Here is a 17059-nt window from a genome sequence, read left to right on the forward strand (position 1 = left end):
GCCTCAGGCCTTGGCGGCCAACTCTTCCAGGTGCCCCATGATCTGTGCCGGCTTGAGCACCAGCACGTCGCTGTCCAGGGCATCGAGCACCACCTCGGCGGTGTTGCCGATCAGCGCCCCGGACAGGCCGGTGCGGGCCACGGTACCGATGATGGTCAGGACCGCTTCCAGCTTGTGGGCCAGATGGGGGATCAGCACGTCCGCCGGGCCTTCCTCGATATGCAGGTGGCCATCGTCGATGTCGAACTCGGACTGGAATGCCTGGCACGCCTCGCGATAGCGCTTCTCGATGGTTTCCTTGAGTTGGAACACCGGGTCGGCCGCCGACAGCATCGGCGACGGATGGGCGCTGATCACGTGCAACTGGGCCTTGGCCAGGCTCGCGATATCGAAGCCGTGGTCGACGATGCTGGCATGCAGGGCCCGGTGTTCACCGTCCAGGTTGCCGACATCGATGGCCGCCATGACTACGCCGCCTGTCCAGGGCGTAGCCGTCTTGACCAGCAGTACCGGGGTGGGGCAATACCGCAGCAGCTTCCAGTCGGCAGGCGTCAGCAGGGCCTTTTTCAACGGGGCGTCAGGCAGGTGCTGCTTGATCACCAGGCCGCAGCCTTCGGCCTGCTGCACATCGATGATGGTCTCGTGCAGGCTTTCGTTCCATGCCTGCTCGGTGGTGACGCTGTAGCCTTCGCCGACCAGGCTGCTCTTGAGCACGCTCAACAGCGCCGAATGCTCATGCTTCTTGTCGCAGACCAGCAGGTGCAGGTGGGCCTGGGTCACCCCGGCAATCAGCTTGGCGCGCTTGAGGGCCAGGCTTTCGCCGGGCGTGGGATCGATGACCACCAGAATGCTGCGGATGTCTTGCATGATCGGGATCTCCGGCAAAGGGTGAAGGGACGCTGTGCACAACTATAGTTGCTGGTGCCTGGGCCGGACGTTGATGCATATCAATCGCGGTCGCTGGTGGTCTGCGGCGTGGCCGGTATAATCGCCGCCCTTGCCTGTGAAGCCCTGTCTGTCCCGTGAGCCTCATGTTATCGACCACTGCTCAAACCGCCTGCCAGCCCCGAGCTGGGGCGGATCGCCCGGAAACTTGCCGATGAACTTCCTGCCCATTGATCAATTCCTCGGCTGCCGAACTCCCGATGCCTGGGTCCAGGCGGCCCTGGCCGACCAGGAAAACCTGCTGATCGACCACAAGAACTGCGAGTTCAAGGCAGCCAGCACGGCCCTGAGCCTGATCGCCAAGTACCACTCGCACCTCGACCTGATCAACATGATGTCGCGCCTGGCCCGCGAGGAGCTGGTGCACCATGAACAGGTCCTGCGCCTGATGAAGAAGCGCAAGGTCGAGCTGCGCCAGCTGTCGGCCGGGCGTTATGCCTCGGGCTTGCGCAAGGTGGTACGCAACCACGAGCCGGTGAAACTGGTGGATACCCTGGTGGTGGGCGCCTTCATCGAGGCTCGCAGTTGCGAGCGTTTCGAGGCCCTGGTCCCGCATCTGGACGAGGAGTTGGGCACCTTCTACTTCGGCCTGCTCAAGAGCGAAGCCCGGCACTACCAGGGCTACCTGAAGCTGGCCTACCAGTACGGCGACGCCGATGACATCGCCCGGGTGATCGACAGAGTGCGCGCCGCCGAGCAGGAACTGATCGAATCCCCTGACCAGGAGTTCCGCTTCCACAGCGGCGTGCCAGCCTGGTGAACAACGGCCCCCGCCACGCCGGGGGCAAATTGTTAAAAACTCTTAAAAAGATGAAATCTTGCATAAAGCCCTGTCGCTTTCGTGTTTTGTGCAGGGGCGTTAGCCTTTCTTTAATCCGATGCCGCTTATAATGCGCGCACTCAAATTGTGCGTTCGCAGACTGGTATTTATGGATAACCTGGGTCTTGGCAAAGTGTTGCTGGTGGAGGATGACGAGAAGCTCGCCGGGCTGATCGCCAATTTTTTGTCCCAGCATGGCTTTGAAGTGCTGACTGTTCATCGGGGCGACGTGGCCCTGTCGGCTTTTCTCGAGTTCAAACCGAAGCTGGTGGTGCTCGATCTGATGTTGCCGGGCCAGAGCGGTCTGCATGTGTGCCGCGAGATCCGTGCGGTGTCGGACACCCCGATTGTCATCCTCACCGCCAAGGAAGACGACCTGGACCATATCCTCGGCCTGGAGTCCGGCGCCGACGACTATGTGATCAAGCCGATCAAGCCGGCGGTGCTGCTCGCCCGCCTGCGGGCCCTGCAGCGGCGCCAGGTGACCGAACCCGCTGCCCAGCGTGGCGCCCTGCAGTTCGGGGTGCTGAGCATCGATCGCAGCAGCCGCGAGGTGCGCCTGGGCGGCGAGCCGATCGAGCTGACCACCATGGAGTTCGAACTGTTGTGGCTGCTGGCCGGCTCGGCGGGCAATACCCTGTCGCGGGACGACATTCTCAACCGCATGCGCGGCATCGAGTTCGACGGCCTGAACCGCAGCGTCGATGTCTACATCAGCAAGCTGCGCCACAAACTCAAGGACAATCCTCGCGAGCCGGTCTGCATCAAGACCGTGTGGGGCAAGGGCTACCTGTTCAATCCGTTCGCCTGGGAGATCTGAATGCTGCGGCTGTTTCTGGGGCTCTACCTGTTCCTGGTGCTGGGGTTCGCCGGGTCGATGGCGGCGGTGCAGCACATCTTCATCAACTACATGGCGGCCGACCTGATCGAGTCCTACAACCGCGAGGCGGTGAGGGGGCCGGCCTACAGCCTGAGCGAGCAGTTACGGCCGCTCGACGAGGCAGGGCGCCAGCGTCAGCTGGAGGAGCTCAAGCCCCACTATGGGCTGCTGCTGAAGCTGGTGAAGGCCGGCGATCTGAACCTGACCTCCCGTGAGCAAGCCCTGCTGGACTCCAGCCAGTTGGTGGTGCGCGGCGACTTCGAGGAGTTCATCTCCAGCATCGATGGCGGTCCGCAGCTGTTGAGCATCATGTTGCCGGAAGAGCAGCCCTTGACCCCGCTCTACAACATTGCCGCCTATGCATTGCTCGGCGCCCTGGTGGGGATCGTCCTGTACTTCTGGGTGCGGCCGCACTGGCGTGACCTGGAGCGCCTGCGCTTGGCGGCCGAGCGGTTCGGCAACAACGACCTGGGCACCCGCCTGCATCTGTCGCGGCGCTCCAACATCCGTGACCTGGCCCAGCATTTCAACCGCATGGCGGGCCGTATCGAAGGCCTGATCGCCAACCAGCGTGAACTGACCAATGCCGTATCCCATGAACTGCGCACGCCCATTGCCCGGTTGTCCTTCGAACTCGACCAGCTCAAGCAGAACCCGGACCCGCAGGAAAGCCAGGAGCTGATCTGCGACATGTACGCCGATCTTGGCGAGCTGGAAGAGATGGTTTCCGAACTCTTGAGCTACGCCAGCCTGGAACACGGCGCGGCGACGATCAATCGCGAGAATATCCAGGCCCAGAGCTGGCTCGACAGCGTGGTCGGCAGCGTGACCCTGGAAGCCGAGGCAGCCGGGGTGCAGTTGCTGATCCGTTCCTGCCAGGTGGAATACGTGAGCATCGAGCCACGTTTCATGGCGCGGGCGGTGATCAACCTGCTGCGCAATGCCATCCGCTACGCCGAACGGCGGGTGGAGGTTTCCCTGGTGCGCCTGGATAACGGCTACGAGGTGCGGGTCAACGACGATGGCCCGGGTGTGCCGGTGGAAGGTCGGGAGAAGATCTTCGAGCCGTTCTCCCGGCTCGATGCCAGCCGCGACCGGCGCACCGGCGGGTTCGGTCTGGGCCTGGCGCTGGTGCGCAGGGTCTCGCAATGGCACGGTGGCAAAGTGCAGGTCATGGATTCGGAGTGGGGCGGCGCTTCGTTCCGCATGACCTGGACCCATCCCGACTGAGCCGCGCCAGGCCTGAGGGGGAAAACAGAACGGCCCGTGATCACGGGCCGTTTTTTTTGCTGCTCTAGAAGCTGTATTCGATCTGGGTGGAAAGGACCGTCTGCAGGCGCCGGTCGACGATCGGGCTGTCGGCGGCTTTCTTGCCCAGGTAGTCCATCGACAGTTGGGTGGACAGCTTGGTCTGCTCGTTGAGCGGCAAGCTCCAGGTCAGGTCGGCACCGCTGCTGACCAGCCCGCCCTTGGCGTTGTAGGCGCCGAAGCGGCTGTTGGCCGCCTGGTTGCTGCTGACGCCGTACCAGGTCTGCATGTAGTCGGCGTTGCCGAACAGGGTGTTGACGCTGGCATCGAGGCTGCCGTAGTTGCCTTCATACAGGTTGGTGCCGATGCTCAGCTCCAGCTGGCTGTAGGCGCGGCCGGTATCGCGGTTGCTGTTCTTCTTCACCGCGTGGGTCACGGTAGCGCCCAGCTCGAACGGGCCCAGGTCGTAGCCCAGGTGGGCGCCGTACTGTGCGCGGGACTTGATGTCGCCCATGCCTCGCAGGCGCTTGGAGCCCTGGCCCACATGGTTCTTGTCGCGACGCGATTCGCTTGGGCCGACCCAGGTGCTGAACGACAGGTCGCCCCACTTGTTGCCCCAGCCCAGGCCCTGTTCGGTGTTGAGGAAGATGCCGTAGGGGCTGACGACCTCGGCGCCGAGGATCGGCACCACGGTACGCTCGTCGCTGCCGCTGTAGCGTGGAACGCTGGCCACCCCGGCATTGACGCCGAATTTCCAGTCCTCGGCATTCGCCACGGTCGAGGCCGTGGTCAGGCCCAGGGTGCCGAGCCACAGGGCGGTGGTGGCGGAGCGTTTCAGGGTTTTCATATCGGTTTAGAACCTCAAGTAGTTGGAGTTATAGGAGCGTTTGAACGAGTAGCCCAGGACGTTGACCCCGTTGATCTGGCGTCGCACGGTGCCGCCCAGGCCGGGACCATGACCGGCGATCACCGCATGCGCGTTGTCCACCGGGGCCAGGATGTAGTCAGTCAGGGTGCGGCCCTGCTGCAGGCTGCGGATCATCAGGAAACCCTCTTCCAGGGCGATGCTGACTCCGCTCACGGGAGTGCTTTCCTCGCTGTCGCCAAGGGCTTCGTAGGTGCCCACCGTGGCCAGCCAGTTGTCGGGCAGCGGCACCGGATCGATGCGCTCGCCCACCGCCAGCAACTGGCCGTGGCTCTTGGCGGTGAACACCCGGTGTCCCTGGATGCTGACTACATCCAGTTGCACCCGGCCCAGGTCACCCAGGTCCTGGAGCCAGAGGCCGAGGATTTTTTTCTGCGCCCGCAGCCAGCCATGTTCGTCACGCAGGAGTTCGAAGCGGATGTCGGCCACCTCGCCGAACAAGCGCTGGCCCTGGTCCTTGATCCGCAGCACCCCAAAGGCCGTGGCATAGAAGCCGGCCAGTTGCTGGCGGTCGGCGGCTTCCGGCACCCGGCGCCGTACCGCCGGCTCCAGGTGTGGCTGGCCAGTACCCGCGTATTGTTCCTCGGGAGCACCATGGGCCTGCAGCAGCATGCGCAGGGCCTGGGTCACCAGATTCGGGACGAGGGTTTCGCCCGTGTCGGAGTTGCTCATCACGATCACTGCCAGCTGTTGTTCCGCCAGCACGCTGACCTGAGCATGGAAGTTGTTGCCGATGCCGCTGTGCTGCCAGGTACGAATGCCGGGGCGTACCCACTCGTCGCCGCAGGGTGAGAGGAACCAGCCCAGGCCCACTTCACAGTCGAAATCCAGGGCATTGCCAATGTTCTGCGGGCGGGTCATCTCCTGGATCGAGTTGGCCGACAGCAGTTGGCGCTGCTTGTAGTGACCCTGGGCGAACAGCATCCGGATGAACTGGCTCAGATCCCGTGGGCTGGTCCACAGGCCGCCGGCAGCAATGTCGCGGTCCGGGCTGTGGGCGCTGGCGGCACCGTCCTGGTAACCGCGGGCGCGATAGGGCTCCTGGCGGCTGTCACCGATGAAGCTCGACTGGCGCATGCCCAGGGGCCGCAACAGGCTGGTTTGCAGGTGCTGCTCGAAATCCTGGCCGGTGCTGCGCTCGATGGCCGCGCCCAGCAAGGCGTAGCCGAGATTGGAATAGGCGGTCCGGGTGCCGGGGGTATTGTTCAGCCATACGCCGCTGACCTTTTGCGGTAGCTGGCTCAGGACATGGGGGGTACGCAGGTCATGCAGGTATTCGGCGGGCATGCCGGCCTGGTGGCTGAGCAGGCGGCGCAGGGTCACTGCCTGGTCGGCGGCGCTCTGGTCATCGTGGAAGCGCGAACGGACGTAGAACTCCTTGAGCGTGGACTGCAGAGGGGCGTCCAGTTGCAAGCGCTGCTGTTCCACCAGTTGCATCACTGCCGTGGCGGTCAGCAGTTGCGACAGCGCGCCGGCGCGAAACGCGGTGTTCTCGGTCACTTGCAGGCCTCGGTCCCTGTCGGCGAAACCAAAGCCCCGGGCCCATATCAACTCCTGGCCGTCTACCAAGGCGATGGACAGACCGGGCACCTGGTGCTCGGCCATCTGCTGCGGGATGTGCTGTTTCAGGTAGCGGATGATGCTGGCGTAGTCACCCTGGGCGATGGCCGGCGGGGTCGACGGCTGGCCATTGCAGCCCAGGTTGCTGAGCACGATGCCCAGCAGCGGCAGGCCAAAGAGTTTGGCGGACATGAAACACCCGGGCACAAGGATTGGATGCCGGGAATGCTAGGGAAGGGCGTGCGGCCAGTCTTTGGCAGCTTTGTCAGGAAAATGTCAAAGAGTGTTAAACCGGCAGTTAACCAGGGCTGCCGTGGCGCTGATGAAATTTTCACAAGTGGCAGGTTAAGCTGCGCGCCTCTTTGGGGAGTAGCCTGCCACCGTTTGTTGCGGTGGAGCCCGTATCAACATTCTCGGCAACTTGCCGTGGTGCGGGCGCCGTTGCGGTTGGTGAGACCATCGACATACCTGCGCTGAAGTCGGGCGCGTGGGCATGTCGTGGACTCAAGCCCGACCGGAAGACCCAAGATGAACCCAGCCTCGATCATTTTCCTCGCCTTCGCCATGTCCACCGACGCCTTCGCGGCCGCGGTCGGCAAGGGGTCTGCCATGTTCAAGCCGCGCTTGCTCGAAGCCTTGCGCATCGGCCTGATATTCGGCGTCATCGAAGCCATCACCCCAATAGTCGGCTGGTTCATCGGCCAGGCTGCGGCGCAGTGGGCGGCCGCCTGGGACCACTGGATCGCTTTCACTCTGCTGTCGGCGTTGGGCCTGCACATGATCTACAACGGGGTACGCCTGGAAGCCGAGGCCGAGCCACAGCCCCCCAGGGCACACGGGTTCTGGTTGCTGGCGGTCACCGGTTTTGCCACCAGTATCGATGCCTTGGCGGTAGGGGTCGGGCTGGCCTTCGTCAACGTCAATATCTGGGTGGCGGCCAGCGCAATTGGCCTGGCCACCATGACGATGGTCACCCTGGGTGTGATGCTGGGCCGGGCCATTGGTACGGTCATGGGGCAGCGAGCCGAAGCGCTGGGTGGCGTGGTGTTGATCATCGTCGGCAGTGCGATTCTCTACGAACACTTGTCGGCGGTGGCTTGACCCTATAGTTGCTATAGGGTTTTTACTGGCGATCACCTCAATACGGAGTGATCGACATGAGCTTTTTCAAACGTTTGCTGATGGGGCATCACGGCAGTGGACACGGCGGTTCCCGGGGCGGACATCAGGGTTCCCATGGCTCTTCGGGCGCCGCCGCCAGCGCCTGCGCACAATGCCGGGCTATGAATGCACCGGGTGCACGGTTCTGCCAGCAATGCGCGGCGGCACTGGTTCCGCTCGCCTGTGGCCAATGCGGGGCGTCGATGCCGCCCGGCGCGCGATTCTGCGGGCAGTGCGGCCGCGCCTCGGGTTGAGGCGCGGCCACCGGGTTTACAACGCCAGGCTGTGGATCACCTGGGTGGCGTCATCAGGGTCGATGGCGCTGCGCATGCCCAGGACCTTGGCCAGCCGGCGCATGCCGTAGTGGGTGGCCGAGTCCACCGAGTACATCTGCTGGAAGCCGTTGTGGCGGGCTTCGTCGATCAGGTGTTGCATCAGCAGCGCACCCAGGCCCTTGCCCTGCCACTCATCGGCGATGGTCACGGCGAATTCGCAACGCCAGGGCTGGTCGTCCACCTGGGCATAACGGCTGATGCCCACCTCGCGCAACTCGCCGTTGTCGTGCACCAGGGCCACGTAGGCCACCCGCTGCGGCGTACCCACATCCATCAGTTGATCCAGCAATTGATCGCCCACCTCCTTGACCTCGCCCAGAAAGCGCTGGTGCCGCGTGGCGGGGGAGAGGTTTTCGATGAAGGCCTTTTCCCGCTGGCGGTCCTGGGGTCGCAATGGACGGATCAAGACATGGCTGTCGTCGCTCAAGGCGTCGATCCAGTACTGGCCTTGCTGTGCCGGGAACGGTGGGTGAGGAAGCCTATCGAGAGCGCTGCTGGACATGGTCAAGTCTCCTGGGAGCAAGTAAGGGGCTGCAATCACGGCCCTGATTGCCCCCAGGTTTACCCCTGTGGCGATCTGGGGGCTTGATCGGCATCAATATCTGCTGCCGAGTGCGCAACCGGCTGATCATCGGTCATCGGTAGCACCGTGCAGGCAATTGGCTATTGGGTTTATCGCCTAATGTTCTGCGTGGGCCGGGCCAGCCCCCGCATTGGCTGATCTACGCTCTCGAGCAGGACAGACAGGAGTCATGACATGGACCGTCAGAGCCGCAGGATGGGTTCGTTGTGCACGTTGTTTTCCAGGGCCCTGGCCAGTGGCCTGATGCTGCTGGGCGCCTCGGCCCATGCCGAACCGGTGGCGATCACGGTGTCGCCCAATGTGCCGACCGATATCCCCGGGGGCGCACCCCAGGCATCGCTGGCCGCCGCCGCAGCCTTCGCCTGGCAGGAATTCATTGCCCTGAACTGGCCGGCCCGCGCCGGACAGCGCGATGTGCCCGACCTCAATCGGCCTTTCGGTTCCCCCGGCGGGCCGCTGGTGTGGCAGACCTACCGCAGCAAGGTGGAGATCTTCCCGGGCAACGGCAGTGCCAGTGTCGGGCCGCCGGGTTATTCCCCCTCCGGTGCCCCCAGCTATGGCTATAACACGGCGCCGAGCTACAACTATGCGATCCCGGTGCCCGCTTGCCCGGGTCAGGCCGCGGTGCCCCAGCCGGCCTGGATCAACCTCGACGAGATCACCCAGATCGGGCTGAACCAGATGTTCGCCGGAACCTCGCCCAGTGCCCCGGTCAATGGCAATTCGCAACCGCAGCTGGTGCGTTTCCTGGCCAAGGCCAACCAGGCGCAATACGCCTATGTCGCGGCCAACCAGTACTGGTACAGCAATGCCGCGTTGCGCCAGGCGGCGCAGAACTTCTTCAACGCGGTCCGGCAGACGCCCCCGACGTTTCCGGGCAGCAGGGTGGCGTTTCCCAAGGGCACGATCGAGGTCAAGTCGGCCTGGCGCAAGCTGGCACCCGGCGAGGCCCCGGCGCGCTTTCACCGCCAGGCCGTGCGTTTCTATGAGCGCAAGGGCGCGAATAACAGCCTCTGCTACTTCGAGGACCAGTGGGCCATGGTCGCGCTGCACATCATCCAGAAGACGCCGTCGGCCCCCAACTTCATCTACGCCACCTTCGAGCAGAGCGACAATATCCTGCTCGCCGACGGCTCGCGGGTCGAGGATCAGGACGGCGTCATCGTCCGGCGTCCACCGGTCTCGTCCCCGACTACTCCGCCCCTGACCTACCAGGACTCGCCGAGCAATCCCCAGGTCAAGGCCAATGGCCCGTTCTGCCGGCCCGGCAAGCAGTTGTATTTCCAGGAGACACCCGGCAGCGGCAAACCCGGTGGGGGCTCGATCTGCGTCAACCAGCGCTATGAGTCGATCACCTCCGAGGTGATCCAGGCCAATCGCAATGCGCACCAGGCCATCCAGGCCTACACCCAGAGCCGCAGGATCGCGGGTTCGCCCTGGCAGTACTACAAGCTGGTCTCGGTCCAGGCCCAGCCCTTCGACGTCAGCCAGATCTCCAGGAGCGACGTCAGCCACGGCCCGACAGTGTTCTACCAGGCCAACATCATGGTCGAGACCGACTACACCCTGCAGCAGTTCAAAGGTCGGATTGCCGCCAATGGCGCGCCGACGTCCTACCAGGCCGCAGGGGCGCCGCCCCCGCCCAATGTGTATTCACTGACCAACCGCCCACCCGTGGCCCAGGGCGTGAACATGGGCGGATGCATGGGGTGCCATGGCAACGCCCAGGTCGCCGGCTACGACTTCAGCTTCATCCTCAAGGGCGGCCAGGTCAGGCTGCCCGAAGCCCCGGGTGGCAATGCGGCGGCCGAAGCCAGTGCGCGTTACCTGGAGCTGTTCAACCCCCATATCGAAGGGCAATAGTCATGGCGCTCAATAGCTTCAAGGATGTGCAGAACCTTCTCGACACCTTTGTCGCGCAGAACAACCTGGACATTTCCGGGGCGCCCCACGGCGCGTTCTGGCAGACCTCCTACCAGGCCTTCGTGACGGGCAGTGTGCCAGGGGTGCAGAACCCGTCGACAGGGCAGGCGCTCCCGATCCTGGTCAAGGGTGATGGTGCGCATTCGAACATCATCTATGCCTTGAGTGGCACCCAGGGCACCTTCTGGGGGCCGGACGGAGCATTCGGCCAGATGCCCCCGGGCGGCCCCTACCTGGCCCAGGCCCAGCTCGATGAGCTCAGTGCCTGGATCAGCAAGGGCTGCCCGCCGTAAGGGCAGGGGGTCTTAGTTGCTGTAGCTGGCCAGGGCCATTTCGGTCCCTTGCGCCAGGGGCTTGCGGCCACGGGTGCGCCAATGCTCGATCAATGCCCGACCGTGGGCCATGCCGGCCTGCAGGGCGGCATCGGTGCTGGCGTAGTCATTGCCGTAGGGCGGGCAGGCGAAGTGCAGGGAGAAGCACGGGTGCTGGCCCTGGCCGGTCAGGCGCCCGACGTAGCTGTAGCTGGCACCGGATTGGTGCGGATCAAGGCTCGGCGAGCTCGGCTCGCGGATGATCATCACGTAGATGTCATGCTCGAATTGGGTGTCTTGGTACCAACTGCTTGAAGAATCCATGGTCCACCTCCTTGTCCGTATTCTGTCGCTGGCGAGAAACGCCGGGTCGTGCTGTGCAGGTTGCTCAGTGATCGATGCCTGGTGCGCCGGGGGCGTCGGCCAGGCCGTGGGGATGGGCGAACAGCGCCATTGGCTGGAGTTTCTCCAGGGCGCGTGCGGCCCGCAGCACCAGGTCGTCGCGACCGAAACGCGCGACGATCTGCAAGCCGATGGGCAGGCCGGCGGCGCTCAGGCCGCAGGGCATGCTCAGCGCTGGCTGGCGGCTGAAGTTGAACGGGAACGTGGTCGGCTGCCACATGCTGCTGGCCTGTTGCGGCCAGTCGGGCGGGCTCGACAGCTCCACGGCAAAGGGTTCGACCACCGCCGTCGGGGTCAGCAGCAGGTCGTAATCGCAAAGAAATTCATGCAGTGCCTGGGCCACCTGATGGCGCTCCTGCACGGCATTGGCGTAGTCCAGGGCGTTGAGCTGGCGGGCCCGCAACTGGGCCTGCTGGAGAAAGTCGCCCATCAGGTGCTGGTGCTCCTCGGGAATCTCCAGGGCCACCGCACAGGCGGCTTCCACGGGCCAGGACCGCACGAAACCCGGGGCCGGGTTGCCGATGTCCGGCGAAGCCTGGACCAGGGTCGCCCCGGCCTCTTGCAGGCGCCGGGCCGCGTCCAGGCAACTGGCGGCGATCTGCGGGTCGACATGGGCGGCATAACCCAGGTCGGCACTGAACGCGATGCGCAACCCCTGCACACCGTCCTCGATGTGTTCCAGGAAACCCTTGGGGGCATGGGGCCAGGCAAAGGGTTCGCCGGGTTCGTAGGCGCTCAGGTGTTCCAGCAGCAGGGCGATGTCGCGCACGTGACGGGCGACCGGGCCCTCGGCGGACAAGCCCCCGGGGTCGATGGCCGGGCTGGCGGATACCAGTCCATGGCTGGGCTTGAGGCCGATCACGCCGCAGAAGCTTGCCGGCGTGCGGATCGAACCTGCCGCATCGTTGGCGGTAGCGGCCGGGGCAAAACCGGCCGCTACCCCGGCCGTACTGCCACCGCTGCTGCCAGCGGCATGCAGGGCAAGGTTCCACGGATTGCGGGTGACTCCCGTCAGCGGGCTGTCGGTCAAGGGCGTGGTGGCCAGTTCCGGCAGGGTGGTCTTGCCGATGAAGATCGCTCCGGCTTCGCGCAGCCGTGCCACCAGGGCGCAATCACGTTCCTGCGCCGGACGGTTGGCCAGGGCCCTGGAACCGTTGCGGGTTTGCCAGCCCTGGATGTCGTGGTTGTCCTTGACCAGCACCGCGATACCGTCCAGCCGGCCCATGGGTTGACCAGCAGCCCAGCGCGCGGCACTGGCTCGGGCCGCCAGCAACGCGGCCGCATCCTGGCGTTCGCACAGGGCGTTGAGCCCAGGCTCATGCTGCTCGATGCGCTCCAGCAGAGCCTGCAACAGGTCCACCGGGGTGAACTGCAAGGAGGCGAAACCCTGCAGCAAGGCCTCGATCGACAGCTGGTGCAAGGGGAGATGGCTGGAGGTGGCTAACGACATGGACAGCTCTTCTTTCAAGGGCGCCGACCTCGGTTCGCGAAGTGGCGCCGCAGGCCTGCGGACGGGTTCGACACCACGTCCTGCAAGGCCTGTGGGTTCAATGGTTCAGCGCCCACTGGTGACCTTGATCCAGGTCCGGGTGCGGGTGCGCTCGGCCTTGGCCGGCAGGGGCGCCAGGGGGAACAGGCGGGTCATGGTCTCGGCGTTCGGGAACAGGTCCGGGTTGTCCAGCAGCGACTGCTGGATGAATGCCTTGGAATCGGTGACACCGTTGGGGTAACCGACGAAGTTGCTGATGGAGGCGATGACTTGCGGTTCCATCAGGTAATTGAGGAAGGCATGGGCGGTGTCCACATGCTTGGCCCCGGTGGGGATGGCCACCGTGTCGATCCAGGCCAGGGTGCCTTCCTTGGGAATGCGCATCTCGATATGCACGCCGTTCTTGGCTTCGTTGGCGCGGTTGGCCGCCTGCAGGAAACCGCCGGAGTAACCCACCGCCACGCAGATGTTGCCGTTGGCGATATCGCCCATCCACTTGGCACTGTGGAAGTAGCGCACATAAGGACGCAGCTTGAGCAACAGGGCCTCGGCCTTGCGGTAGTCCGCAGGGTTCTGGCTGTTGGGGTCCAGGCCCAGGTAGTGCAGGGCCAGGGGCAGCATTTCGGCTGGCGAGTCGAGGAAGGTCACGCCGCACTGGCCGAGTTTCTTCAGGTTTTCTTCCTTGAACACCAGGTCCCAGCTGTTGACCGGTGCGTCGCTGCCCAGCAGTTCCTGGACCTTGTCACGGTTGTAGCCGATCAGGTTGGTGCCCCACATGTAGGGGATCACATAGCGGTTGCCCGGGTCGTTCTGCTCCAGCAGCTTCATGACGGCCGGGTCGAGATTCTTCCAGTTCGGCAGCTGGCTGCGATCCAGGGGCTGGAAGGCGCCGGCCTTGATCTGCTTGCTGACGAAACCGCTGGAAGGCACCACCACGTCGTAGCCGCTGTTGCCGGTGAACAGTTTGGCCTCGAGCACTTCATTGCTTTCGAAGATGTCGTATTTGACCTTGATGCCGCTGCTGGCCTGGAAGTCCTTGATGGTGTTGGGCGCGATGTATTCCGACCAGTTGAAGATGTTCACCGTGCGCTCGGGAGCGGCCAGGGCGCTGGAAGTGGTGAGGGCCAGGCCCAGGCTCAAGGCCAGGCCGGAGAGGGCGGTGTGCAGCGATTTCATGCGACAACTCCATGTCTTTAAGAAAGCGGAACATTCCGGACGTCATTTTTCGCCGGAAGTGTCCCACAGAGAATGTTGGCAACGGTCAATAGGGGATATTTGACGTCATTCTTGCGAATGGTCTGACAAAGGACCGAGCTGGCCGGCCAATTGTCGGAAGCGACCCGGAGCGACACCGCTCCAGCGTTGGAAGGCATGGCGGAAGCTGGCGGTTTCCTTGAAACCCAGGGCCTCGGCGATGCGATAGATCGGCAGGCTGTGCTGCCCCAGCAGTTGCCGGGCCCGGGCATAACGCAGTTCGTCCAGCAGTTGCTGGTAGCTGGTGTCCTGGGCCCGCAAGCGTCGGCGCAGGGTGCTGGGCGAGCAGTGCACCTGGCGCGCCAGGCTGTCGAAGTCCGGTACCGCGTGCAGTTGCTCGTTGAGGATGCGCCGTACCTGGTCGATCCAGGTCGGGCGGGCGCTGAGTTCCTCGTTCAGGCGAATGCAGCGCTGCAGCATGTCGTTCTGGGTCACCAGGTCCGCCAGGGGCAGGCGCCGGTCCAGCCACTCCGGGTCGAAGCCGATGGCGTTGCGCCCGGCATTGAAGTGCACCGGGCAGTTGAAGGCCTGCTCGTAGCTGTCCAGGTAAGGCTGGGGCGGGTGCTTGAGGTGCACTTCGCGCAGTGGCAACGTGCAGCCCAGCAGGTCCTGGCAGGTGACCCGATAGGACGACATGCAGAAGTCGGTGTTGAACACCTCCAGTTCGCTCTCGCTGTACTGGTCGGCAACCAGCCACGCCAGGCCATCGCGCAGTTCCAGGTCGAGGCGGAAGAAGGTGCCCAGCAGCAGCGGGTAGCGCAGGGCCAGGGACCAGCCCTCGCGCAGGGTGGCGCTGGTCAGCAGGGTCAGGCCGAACATGCCATAGGCGCAGATGTGCAGGTTGCGTCCCAGCACCAGCCCCAGGTCCTGACGCAGGGCCACGGCATTGCTGAACACGCGCATTTCCTGGCTGATATTGATCAGGCTGTTGGGCAGTTCCAGGTCCGCCAGCTGAATGCCGCTCCCCTCCAGCAACACCTGGGTCGGAACATCGCTGTCGCGAAAAGCGTCCAGCACCGCTTGGGTGGTGTGCAGGGTGGTCAGGCGAAGGGCAGCAGCCATCGGCAATCTCGAAGCAGGAATCGGAAAGGCGTGACTTTAGGGGTTACGTCGCGGGGGTTCAATCGGCCACGCGACCTTTGTCGACCGATACCGGCCAATTCTGTGTGTATTGCGCCTTGAGGGGCTCGGAAGCCAGCCGTTTCAGATTTTGCGGGAGCGGCGCCAGGCCTGGTAGTCCTGCGCCAGGCAGCGGGCACAAGGGCGGTAGCCGGCGGCGATGGCCGTGGCGGCATCAAGAAAGAACACCCGGTGGCGCACATAACCGCCACGAGCGATGGCCGCCAGGGCACAAGGGCAATCCAGGCGGCCATAGATGCGGCTGCGTCGATGGCCGCCCAGGGTGCCGGGGCAGGGACTAGACCAGGGCCGACCGTGGCGGTCCAGCAGGGTCCAGTGCCGCGTGGTCTGGTCGCTCATGGCGCCGGTACCCGCCACAGGTACCAGGCGGCGGTGGTGCGCCAGGGGCTCCAGGCCAGGCCCAGCTCGCGCATCTGGCGCGGGCTGGGTTGCTGTTCGAGGCCCTTGAGGCGCCGATAACCCTCGCGGACGCCAAAGTCGTCCACGGGCAGCACGTCCTGGCGCTCCAGGCTGTAGATCAGCAGCATCTCCACGGTCCAGCGGCCGATCCCGGGCAGTTGGGTCAGGCGTTCGACCAGCTGTTCATCGTCCAGCTCGCGGGCGGCGTCCGCCGAGGGCACGTGGCCCTCCAGGGTGGCTTGGGCGATGCCCAGCAGGGTTGCAGCCTTGCGTGCGGAAAATCCGCACTCGCGCAGCTGTTCCACGCGGGTGGCACAGAGCTGCTGGGGGCTGGGGAAGGCCTGATCCGGGAACAGCGCCCGCAGTCGGGCGAGGATCGCATCGCCGGCCTTGGCATGCAGTTGCTGGTAGGCCACCGCACGCACCAGGGCCTGGTAGGGCTCGCGTTCCGGGCGGGGTTGGTGCAGGCAGGGGCCGATGGCTGCGATGTGCCGGGCCCAGTCGGCATCCAGGGCGGTGAGGAAGGTACGGGCAACATCGGGGCTGGCGGGCATTGGTGGTCCGGGCAAGAGTCGGGATGCCTGGCAGGTTAGCCGCTGCAACCTGTCCTCGCACTCCGTCTCTTGCGCTGGAACTGGGCTTCAGTCCTTGCCCGGGGACAGGTACAGGCGTTCCAGCAGGTAGTGCAGGGAAGCGCCCAGCGTCTGGCCGTGGTTGAGTTTCTCGAAACTGTGGTACTCCAGGGCCAGCCCGGGCACCTGGGCCAGTTGCGTGCGCAGTTGCCGGGCGCGCCGGTCCGCGTCGGGGTCGGGGGGTGACGTGGTGGTCTGGCGCGGGTCGCCTGGCTCGGCGCTGCCACGCATCAGCAGCAACTGGGCCCGGTGCGTGCCCAGACGTGCAGCCAGGCCCGGGGCCTGGCCGAGGATCAGGCCGTCGCCCCACCACAGCGAGGGGCTCGCGGCGGCGTAGTGGCGAAACTCCCGTGTATGGTCGAACAACGCCTGCAGCACCAGCAGGCCGCCATAGGAGTGGCCCCACAGGGTCTGCTGCGCAGCATCGATCGGTGCCCGGGCGGCCACCGCCGGGCGCAGTTTTTCGCGCAACCATTGCAGGAACTGCTCGCCACCTCCACTGGGCAGGCCGGTCAACGGGTCTTGTTGCACCGCCAGGCCAGGTTGCAGCGGGGTGTAGTCATAGGTCCTGGCCGTGCGCTCGATGCGTAGCGGAGTCTGGTAACCCACCGCCACCAGCAGCGGCGCCTGGCCCTGGCCCAGTTGCTTGAGCTGCTGCGGGTCGAGGGCGCCGATGGCGGCGTTGCCATCGAGCATCCACAACACCGGATAACCGCGCTCGGGTGCGGCCTTGAGTGGCTGGCCGATCCATATCTGGTAGTGCCGCTGGCCGTCGGCGGAATCCAGTTGCAGGCTGCTGAAGCGGTAGGGCAGGTCCTGGCGTTGCAGCAAGCTGCTGTCCATCCGCTGCTCGGGAGCCGGTTGGGCCGCCGCCAGGCAACTGGCGGCGGCCAGCGCCCAGCCCAGGGCCAGGCGCAAGGTCGTGGTTATCATCAGGCTTTCTCGTTATGGGCTTGGCAGGCCATTGAAAAACGTCGGCGAGGCAGTCAGTGCAAGGCAAAAACAGGCGAAAAAGCGCAGTTTACGCGTGGTAAATGAGCATTTTGACCGGG

General features: G+C 64.8%; 18 protein-coding genes and 1 riboswitch. Of the genes, 7 read left to right on the forward strand and 11 right to left on the reverse strand.

The window, feature by feature from the left end; genetic code table 11:
* Window positions 1-3 precede the first annotated feature (3 nt).
* Entirely contained in the window at window positions 4-867 is an 864-nt protein-coding gene (locus LGQ10_RS01710) for a universal stress protein (RefSeq protein ID WP_058436900.1), read from the reverse strand.
* A gap of 232 nt (window positions 868-1099) precedes the next feature.
* Between LGQ10_RS01710 and LGQ10_RS01715 the strand changes: the two genes are divergently transcribed.
* The 3 genes from LGQ10_RS01715 to LGQ10_RS01725 all read left to right on the forward strand — a co-directional run bounded on the left by LGQ10_RS01715 (window position 1100) and on the right by LGQ10_RS01725 (window position 3875).
* On the forward strand, window positions 1100-1705 hold the full coding sequence (locus LGQ10_RS01715; RefSeq protein ID WP_226524470.1) for a tRNA-(ms[2]io[6]A)-hydroxylase: 606 nt from the start codon (window positions 1100-1102) through the stop codon (window positions 1703-1705).
* A gap of 169 nt (window positions 1706-1874) precedes the next feature.
* The gene (locus tag LGQ10_RS01720) at window positions 1875-2585 is read left to right on the forward strand and encodes a winged helix-turn-helix domain-containing protein (RefSeq protein WP_058436898.1); all 711 of its coding nucleotides are present in this window, start codon (window positions 1875-1877) and stop codon (window positions 2583-2585) included.
* Complete coding sequence (locus tag LGQ10_RS01725) at window positions 2586-3875, forward strand: ATP-binding protein (RefSeq protein WP_058436897.1); 1290 nt, start codon at window positions 2586-2588, stop codon at window positions 3873-3875.
* Window positions 3876-3939: 64 nt separating this feature from the next.
* On the opposite strand, the gene LGQ10_RS01730 is transcribed toward LGQ10_RS01725, so the two are convergent.
* Both LGQ10_RS01730 and LGQ10_RS01735 read right to left on the reverse strand, forming a co-directional pair.
* Window positions 3940-4740, reverse strand: a complete 801-nt coding sequence (locus tag LGQ10_RS01730; RefSeq protein ID WP_058436896.1) for a MipA/OmpV family protein — start codon at window positions 4738-4740, stop codon at window positions 3940-3942.
* A gap of 6 nt (window positions 4741-4746) precedes the next feature.
* On the reverse strand, window positions 4747-6570 hold the full coding sequence (locus tag LGQ10_RS01735) for a serine hydrolase domain-containing protein (protein WP_226524471.1): 1824 nt from the start codon (window positions 6568-6570) through the stop codon (window positions 4747-4749).
* A gap of 165 nt (window positions 6571-6735) precedes the next feature.
* Window positions 6736-6901, forward strand: a riboswitch (yybP-ykoY riboswitch).
* A gap of 5 nt (window positions 6902-6906) precedes the next feature.
* On the opposite strand from LGQ10_RS01735, the gene LGQ10_RS01740 reads away from it, so the two are divergent.
* Window positions 6907-7479, forward strand: a complete 573-nt coding sequence (locus LGQ10_RS01740; protein ID WP_058433233.1) for a manganese efflux pump MntP family protein — start codon at window positions 6907-6909, stop codon at window positions 7477-7479.
* Between the two features lie 80 nt (window positions 7480-7559).
* Window positions 7560-7793 (forward strand): double zinc ribbon domain-containing protein, encoded by a 234-nt coding sequence (locus tag LGQ10_RS01745; protein ID WP_226526071.1) that lies wholly within the window; start codon window positions 7560-7562, stop codon window positions 7791-7793.
* Window positions 7794-7809: 16 nt separating this feature from the next.
* On the opposite strand, the gene LGQ10_RS01750 is transcribed toward LGQ10_RS01745, so the two are convergent.
* On the reverse strand, window positions 7810-8376 hold the full coding sequence (locus LGQ10_RS01750; protein ID WP_058433232.1) for a GNAT family N-acetyltransferase: 567 nt from the start codon (window positions 8374-8376) through the stop codon (window positions 7810-7812).
* A gap of 255 nt (window positions 8377-8631) precedes the next feature.
* Here LGQ10_RS01750 and LGQ10_RS01755 point away from each other — a divergent pair, with 255 nt between their 5' ends.
* Window positions 8632-10320 carry a hypothetical protein gene (locus tag LGQ10_RS01755; protein WP_226524472.1) on the forward strand — a complete coding sequence of 563 codons (1689 nt, stop codon included), beginning with the start codon at window positions 8632-8634 and terminating at the stop codon, window positions 10318-10320.
* Between the two features lie 2 nt (window positions 10321-10322).
* Window positions 10323-10673: a hypothetical protein gene (locus tag LGQ10_RS01760; RefSeq protein ID WP_058433170.1), complete on the forward strand. Its 351-nt coding sequence runs from the start codon at window positions 10323-10325 to the stop codon at window positions 10671-10673.
* Between the two features lie 12 nt (window positions 10674-10685).
* Here LGQ10_RS01760 and LGQ10_RS01765 read toward each other — a convergent pair whose 3' ends face one another.
* The 7 genes from LGQ10_RS01765 to LGQ10_RS01795 all read right to left on the reverse strand — a co-directional run bounded on the left by LGQ10_RS01765 (window position 10686) and on the right by LGQ10_RS01795 (window position 16940).
* The gene (locus LGQ10_RS01765) at window positions 10686-11015 is read right to left on the reverse strand and encodes a hypothetical protein (RefSeq protein ID WP_058434509.1); all 330 of its coding nucleotides are present in this window, start codon (window positions 11013-11015) and stop codon (window positions 10686-10688) included.
* 64 nt (window positions 11016-11079) lie between these two features.
* On the reverse strand, window positions 11080-12543 hold the full coding sequence (locus LGQ10_RS01770; RefSeq protein ID WP_226524473.1) for an amidase: 1464 nt from the start codon (window positions 12541-12543) through the stop codon (window positions 11080-11082).
* Between the two features lie 105 nt (window positions 12544-12648).
* Window positions 12649-13758, reverse strand: coding sequence for a polyamine ABC transporter substrate-binding protein (locus LGQ10_RS01775; RefSeq protein ID WP_226524474.1), 1110 nt, complete (start codon window positions 13756-13758; stop codon window positions 12649-12651).
* Window positions 13759-13863: 105 nt separating this feature from the next.
* A complete protein-coding gene (locus LGQ10_RS01780) occupies window positions 13864-14898 on the reverse strand; it encodes an AraC family transcriptional regulator (RefSeq protein ID WP_058436219.1) in 1035 nt (344 codons plus the stop codon).
* 141 nt (window positions 14899-15039) lie between these two features.
* The gene (locus LGQ10_RS01785) at window positions 15040-15315 is read right to left on the reverse strand and encodes an Ada metal-binding domain-containing protein (RefSeq protein ID WP_226524475.1); all 276 of its coding nucleotides are present in this window, start codon (window positions 15313-15315) and stop codon (window positions 15040-15042) included.
* Window positions 15312-15929 carry a DNA-3-methyladenine glycosylase family protein gene (locus tag LGQ10_RS01790; RefSeq protein ID WP_226524476.1) on the reverse strand — a complete coding sequence of 206 codons (618 nt, stop codon included), beginning with the start codon at window positions 15927-15929 and terminating at the stop codon, window positions 15312-15314. The genes LGQ10_RS01785 and LGQ10_RS01790 overlap by 4 nt, the downstream gene beginning before the upstream one ends.
* Window positions 15930-16016: 87 nt before the next feature.
* The gene (locus LGQ10_RS01795) at window positions 16017-16940 is read right to left on the reverse strand and encodes an alpha/beta hydrolase (protein WP_226524477.1); all 924 of its coding nucleotides are present in this window, start codon (window positions 16938-16940) and stop codon (window positions 16017-16019) included.
* Between the last annotated feature and the right edge of the window lie 119 nt (window positions 16941-17059).

Source organism: Pseudomonas sp. L5B5, from assembly GCF_020520285.1.
Taxonomy (GTDB): domain Bacteria; phylum Pseudomonadota; class Gammaproteobacteria; order Pseudomonadales; family Pseudomonadaceae; genus Aquipseudomonas.

Coding starts and splice junctions, on each gene's coding strand:
- LGQ10_RS01710 (WP_058436900.1), bottom strand. CDS start 867: ATGCAAGACATCCGCAGCATTCTGGTGGTCATCGATCCCACGCCCGGC.
- LGQ10_RS01715 (WP_226524470.1), top strand. CDS start 1,100: ATGAACTTCCTGCCCATTGATCAATTCCTCGGCTGCCGAACTCCCGAT.
- LGQ10_RS01720 (WP_058436898.1), top strand. CDS start 1,875: ATGGATAACCTGGGTCTTGGCAAAGTGTTGCTGGTGGAGGATGACGAG.
- LGQ10_RS01725 (WP_058436897.1), top strand. CDS start 2,586: ATGCTGCGGCTGTTTCTGGGGCTCTACCTGTTCCTGGTGCTGGGGTTC.
- LGQ10_RS01730 (WP_058436896.1), bottom strand. CDS start 4,740: ATGAAAACCCTGAAACGCTCCGCCACCACCGCCCTGTGGCTCGGCACC.
- LGQ10_RS01735 (WP_226524471.1), bottom strand. CDS start 6,570: ATGTCCGCCAAACTCTTTGGCCTGCCGCTGCTGGGCATCGTGCTCAGC.
- LGQ10_RS01740 (WP_058433233.1), top strand. CDS start 6,907: ATGAACCCAGCCTCGATCATTTTCCTCGCCTTCGCCATGTCCACCGAC.
- LGQ10_RS01745 (WP_226526071.1), top strand. CDS start 7,560: ATGGGGCATCACGGCAGTGGACACGGCGGTTCCCGGGGCGGACATCAG.
- LGQ10_RS01750 (WP_058433232.1), bottom strand. CDS start 8,376: ATGTCCAGCAGCGCTCTCGATAGGCTTCCTCACCCACCGTTCCCGGCA.
- LGQ10_RS01755 (WP_226524472.1), top strand. CDS start 8,632: ATGGACCGTCAGAGCCGCAGGATGGGTTCGTTGTGCACGTTGTTTTCC.
- LGQ10_RS01760 (WP_058433170.1), top strand. CDS start 10,323: ATGGCGCTCAATAGCTTCAAGGATGTGCAGAACCTTCTCGACACCTTT.
- LGQ10_RS01765 (WP_058434509.1), bottom strand. CDS start 11,015: ATGGATTCTTCAAGCAGTTGGTACCAAGACACCCAATTCGAGCATGAC.
- LGQ10_RS01770 (WP_226524473.1), bottom strand. CDS start 12,543: ATGTCGTTAGCCACCTCCAGCCATCTCCCCTTGCACCAGCTGTCGATC.
- LGQ10_RS01775 (WP_226524474.1), bottom strand. CDS start 13,758: ATGAAATCGCTGCACACCGCCCTCTCCGGCCTGGCCTTGAGCCTGGGC.
- LGQ10_RS01780 (WP_058436219.1), bottom strand. CDS start 14,898: ATGGCTGCTGCCCTTCGCCTGACCACCCTGCACACCACCCAAGCGGTG.
- LGQ10_RS01785 (WP_226524475.1), bottom strand. CDS start 15,315: ATGAGCGACCAGACCACGCGGCACTGGACCCTGCTGGACCGCCACGGT.
- LGQ10_RS01790 (WP_226524476.1), bottom strand. CDS start 15,929: ATGCCCGCCAGCCCCGATGTTGCCCGTACCTTCCTCACCGCCCTGGAT.
- LGQ10_RS01795 (WP_226524477.1), bottom strand. CDS start 16,940: ATGATAACCACGACCTTGCGCCTGGCCCTGGGCTGGGCGCTGGCCGCC.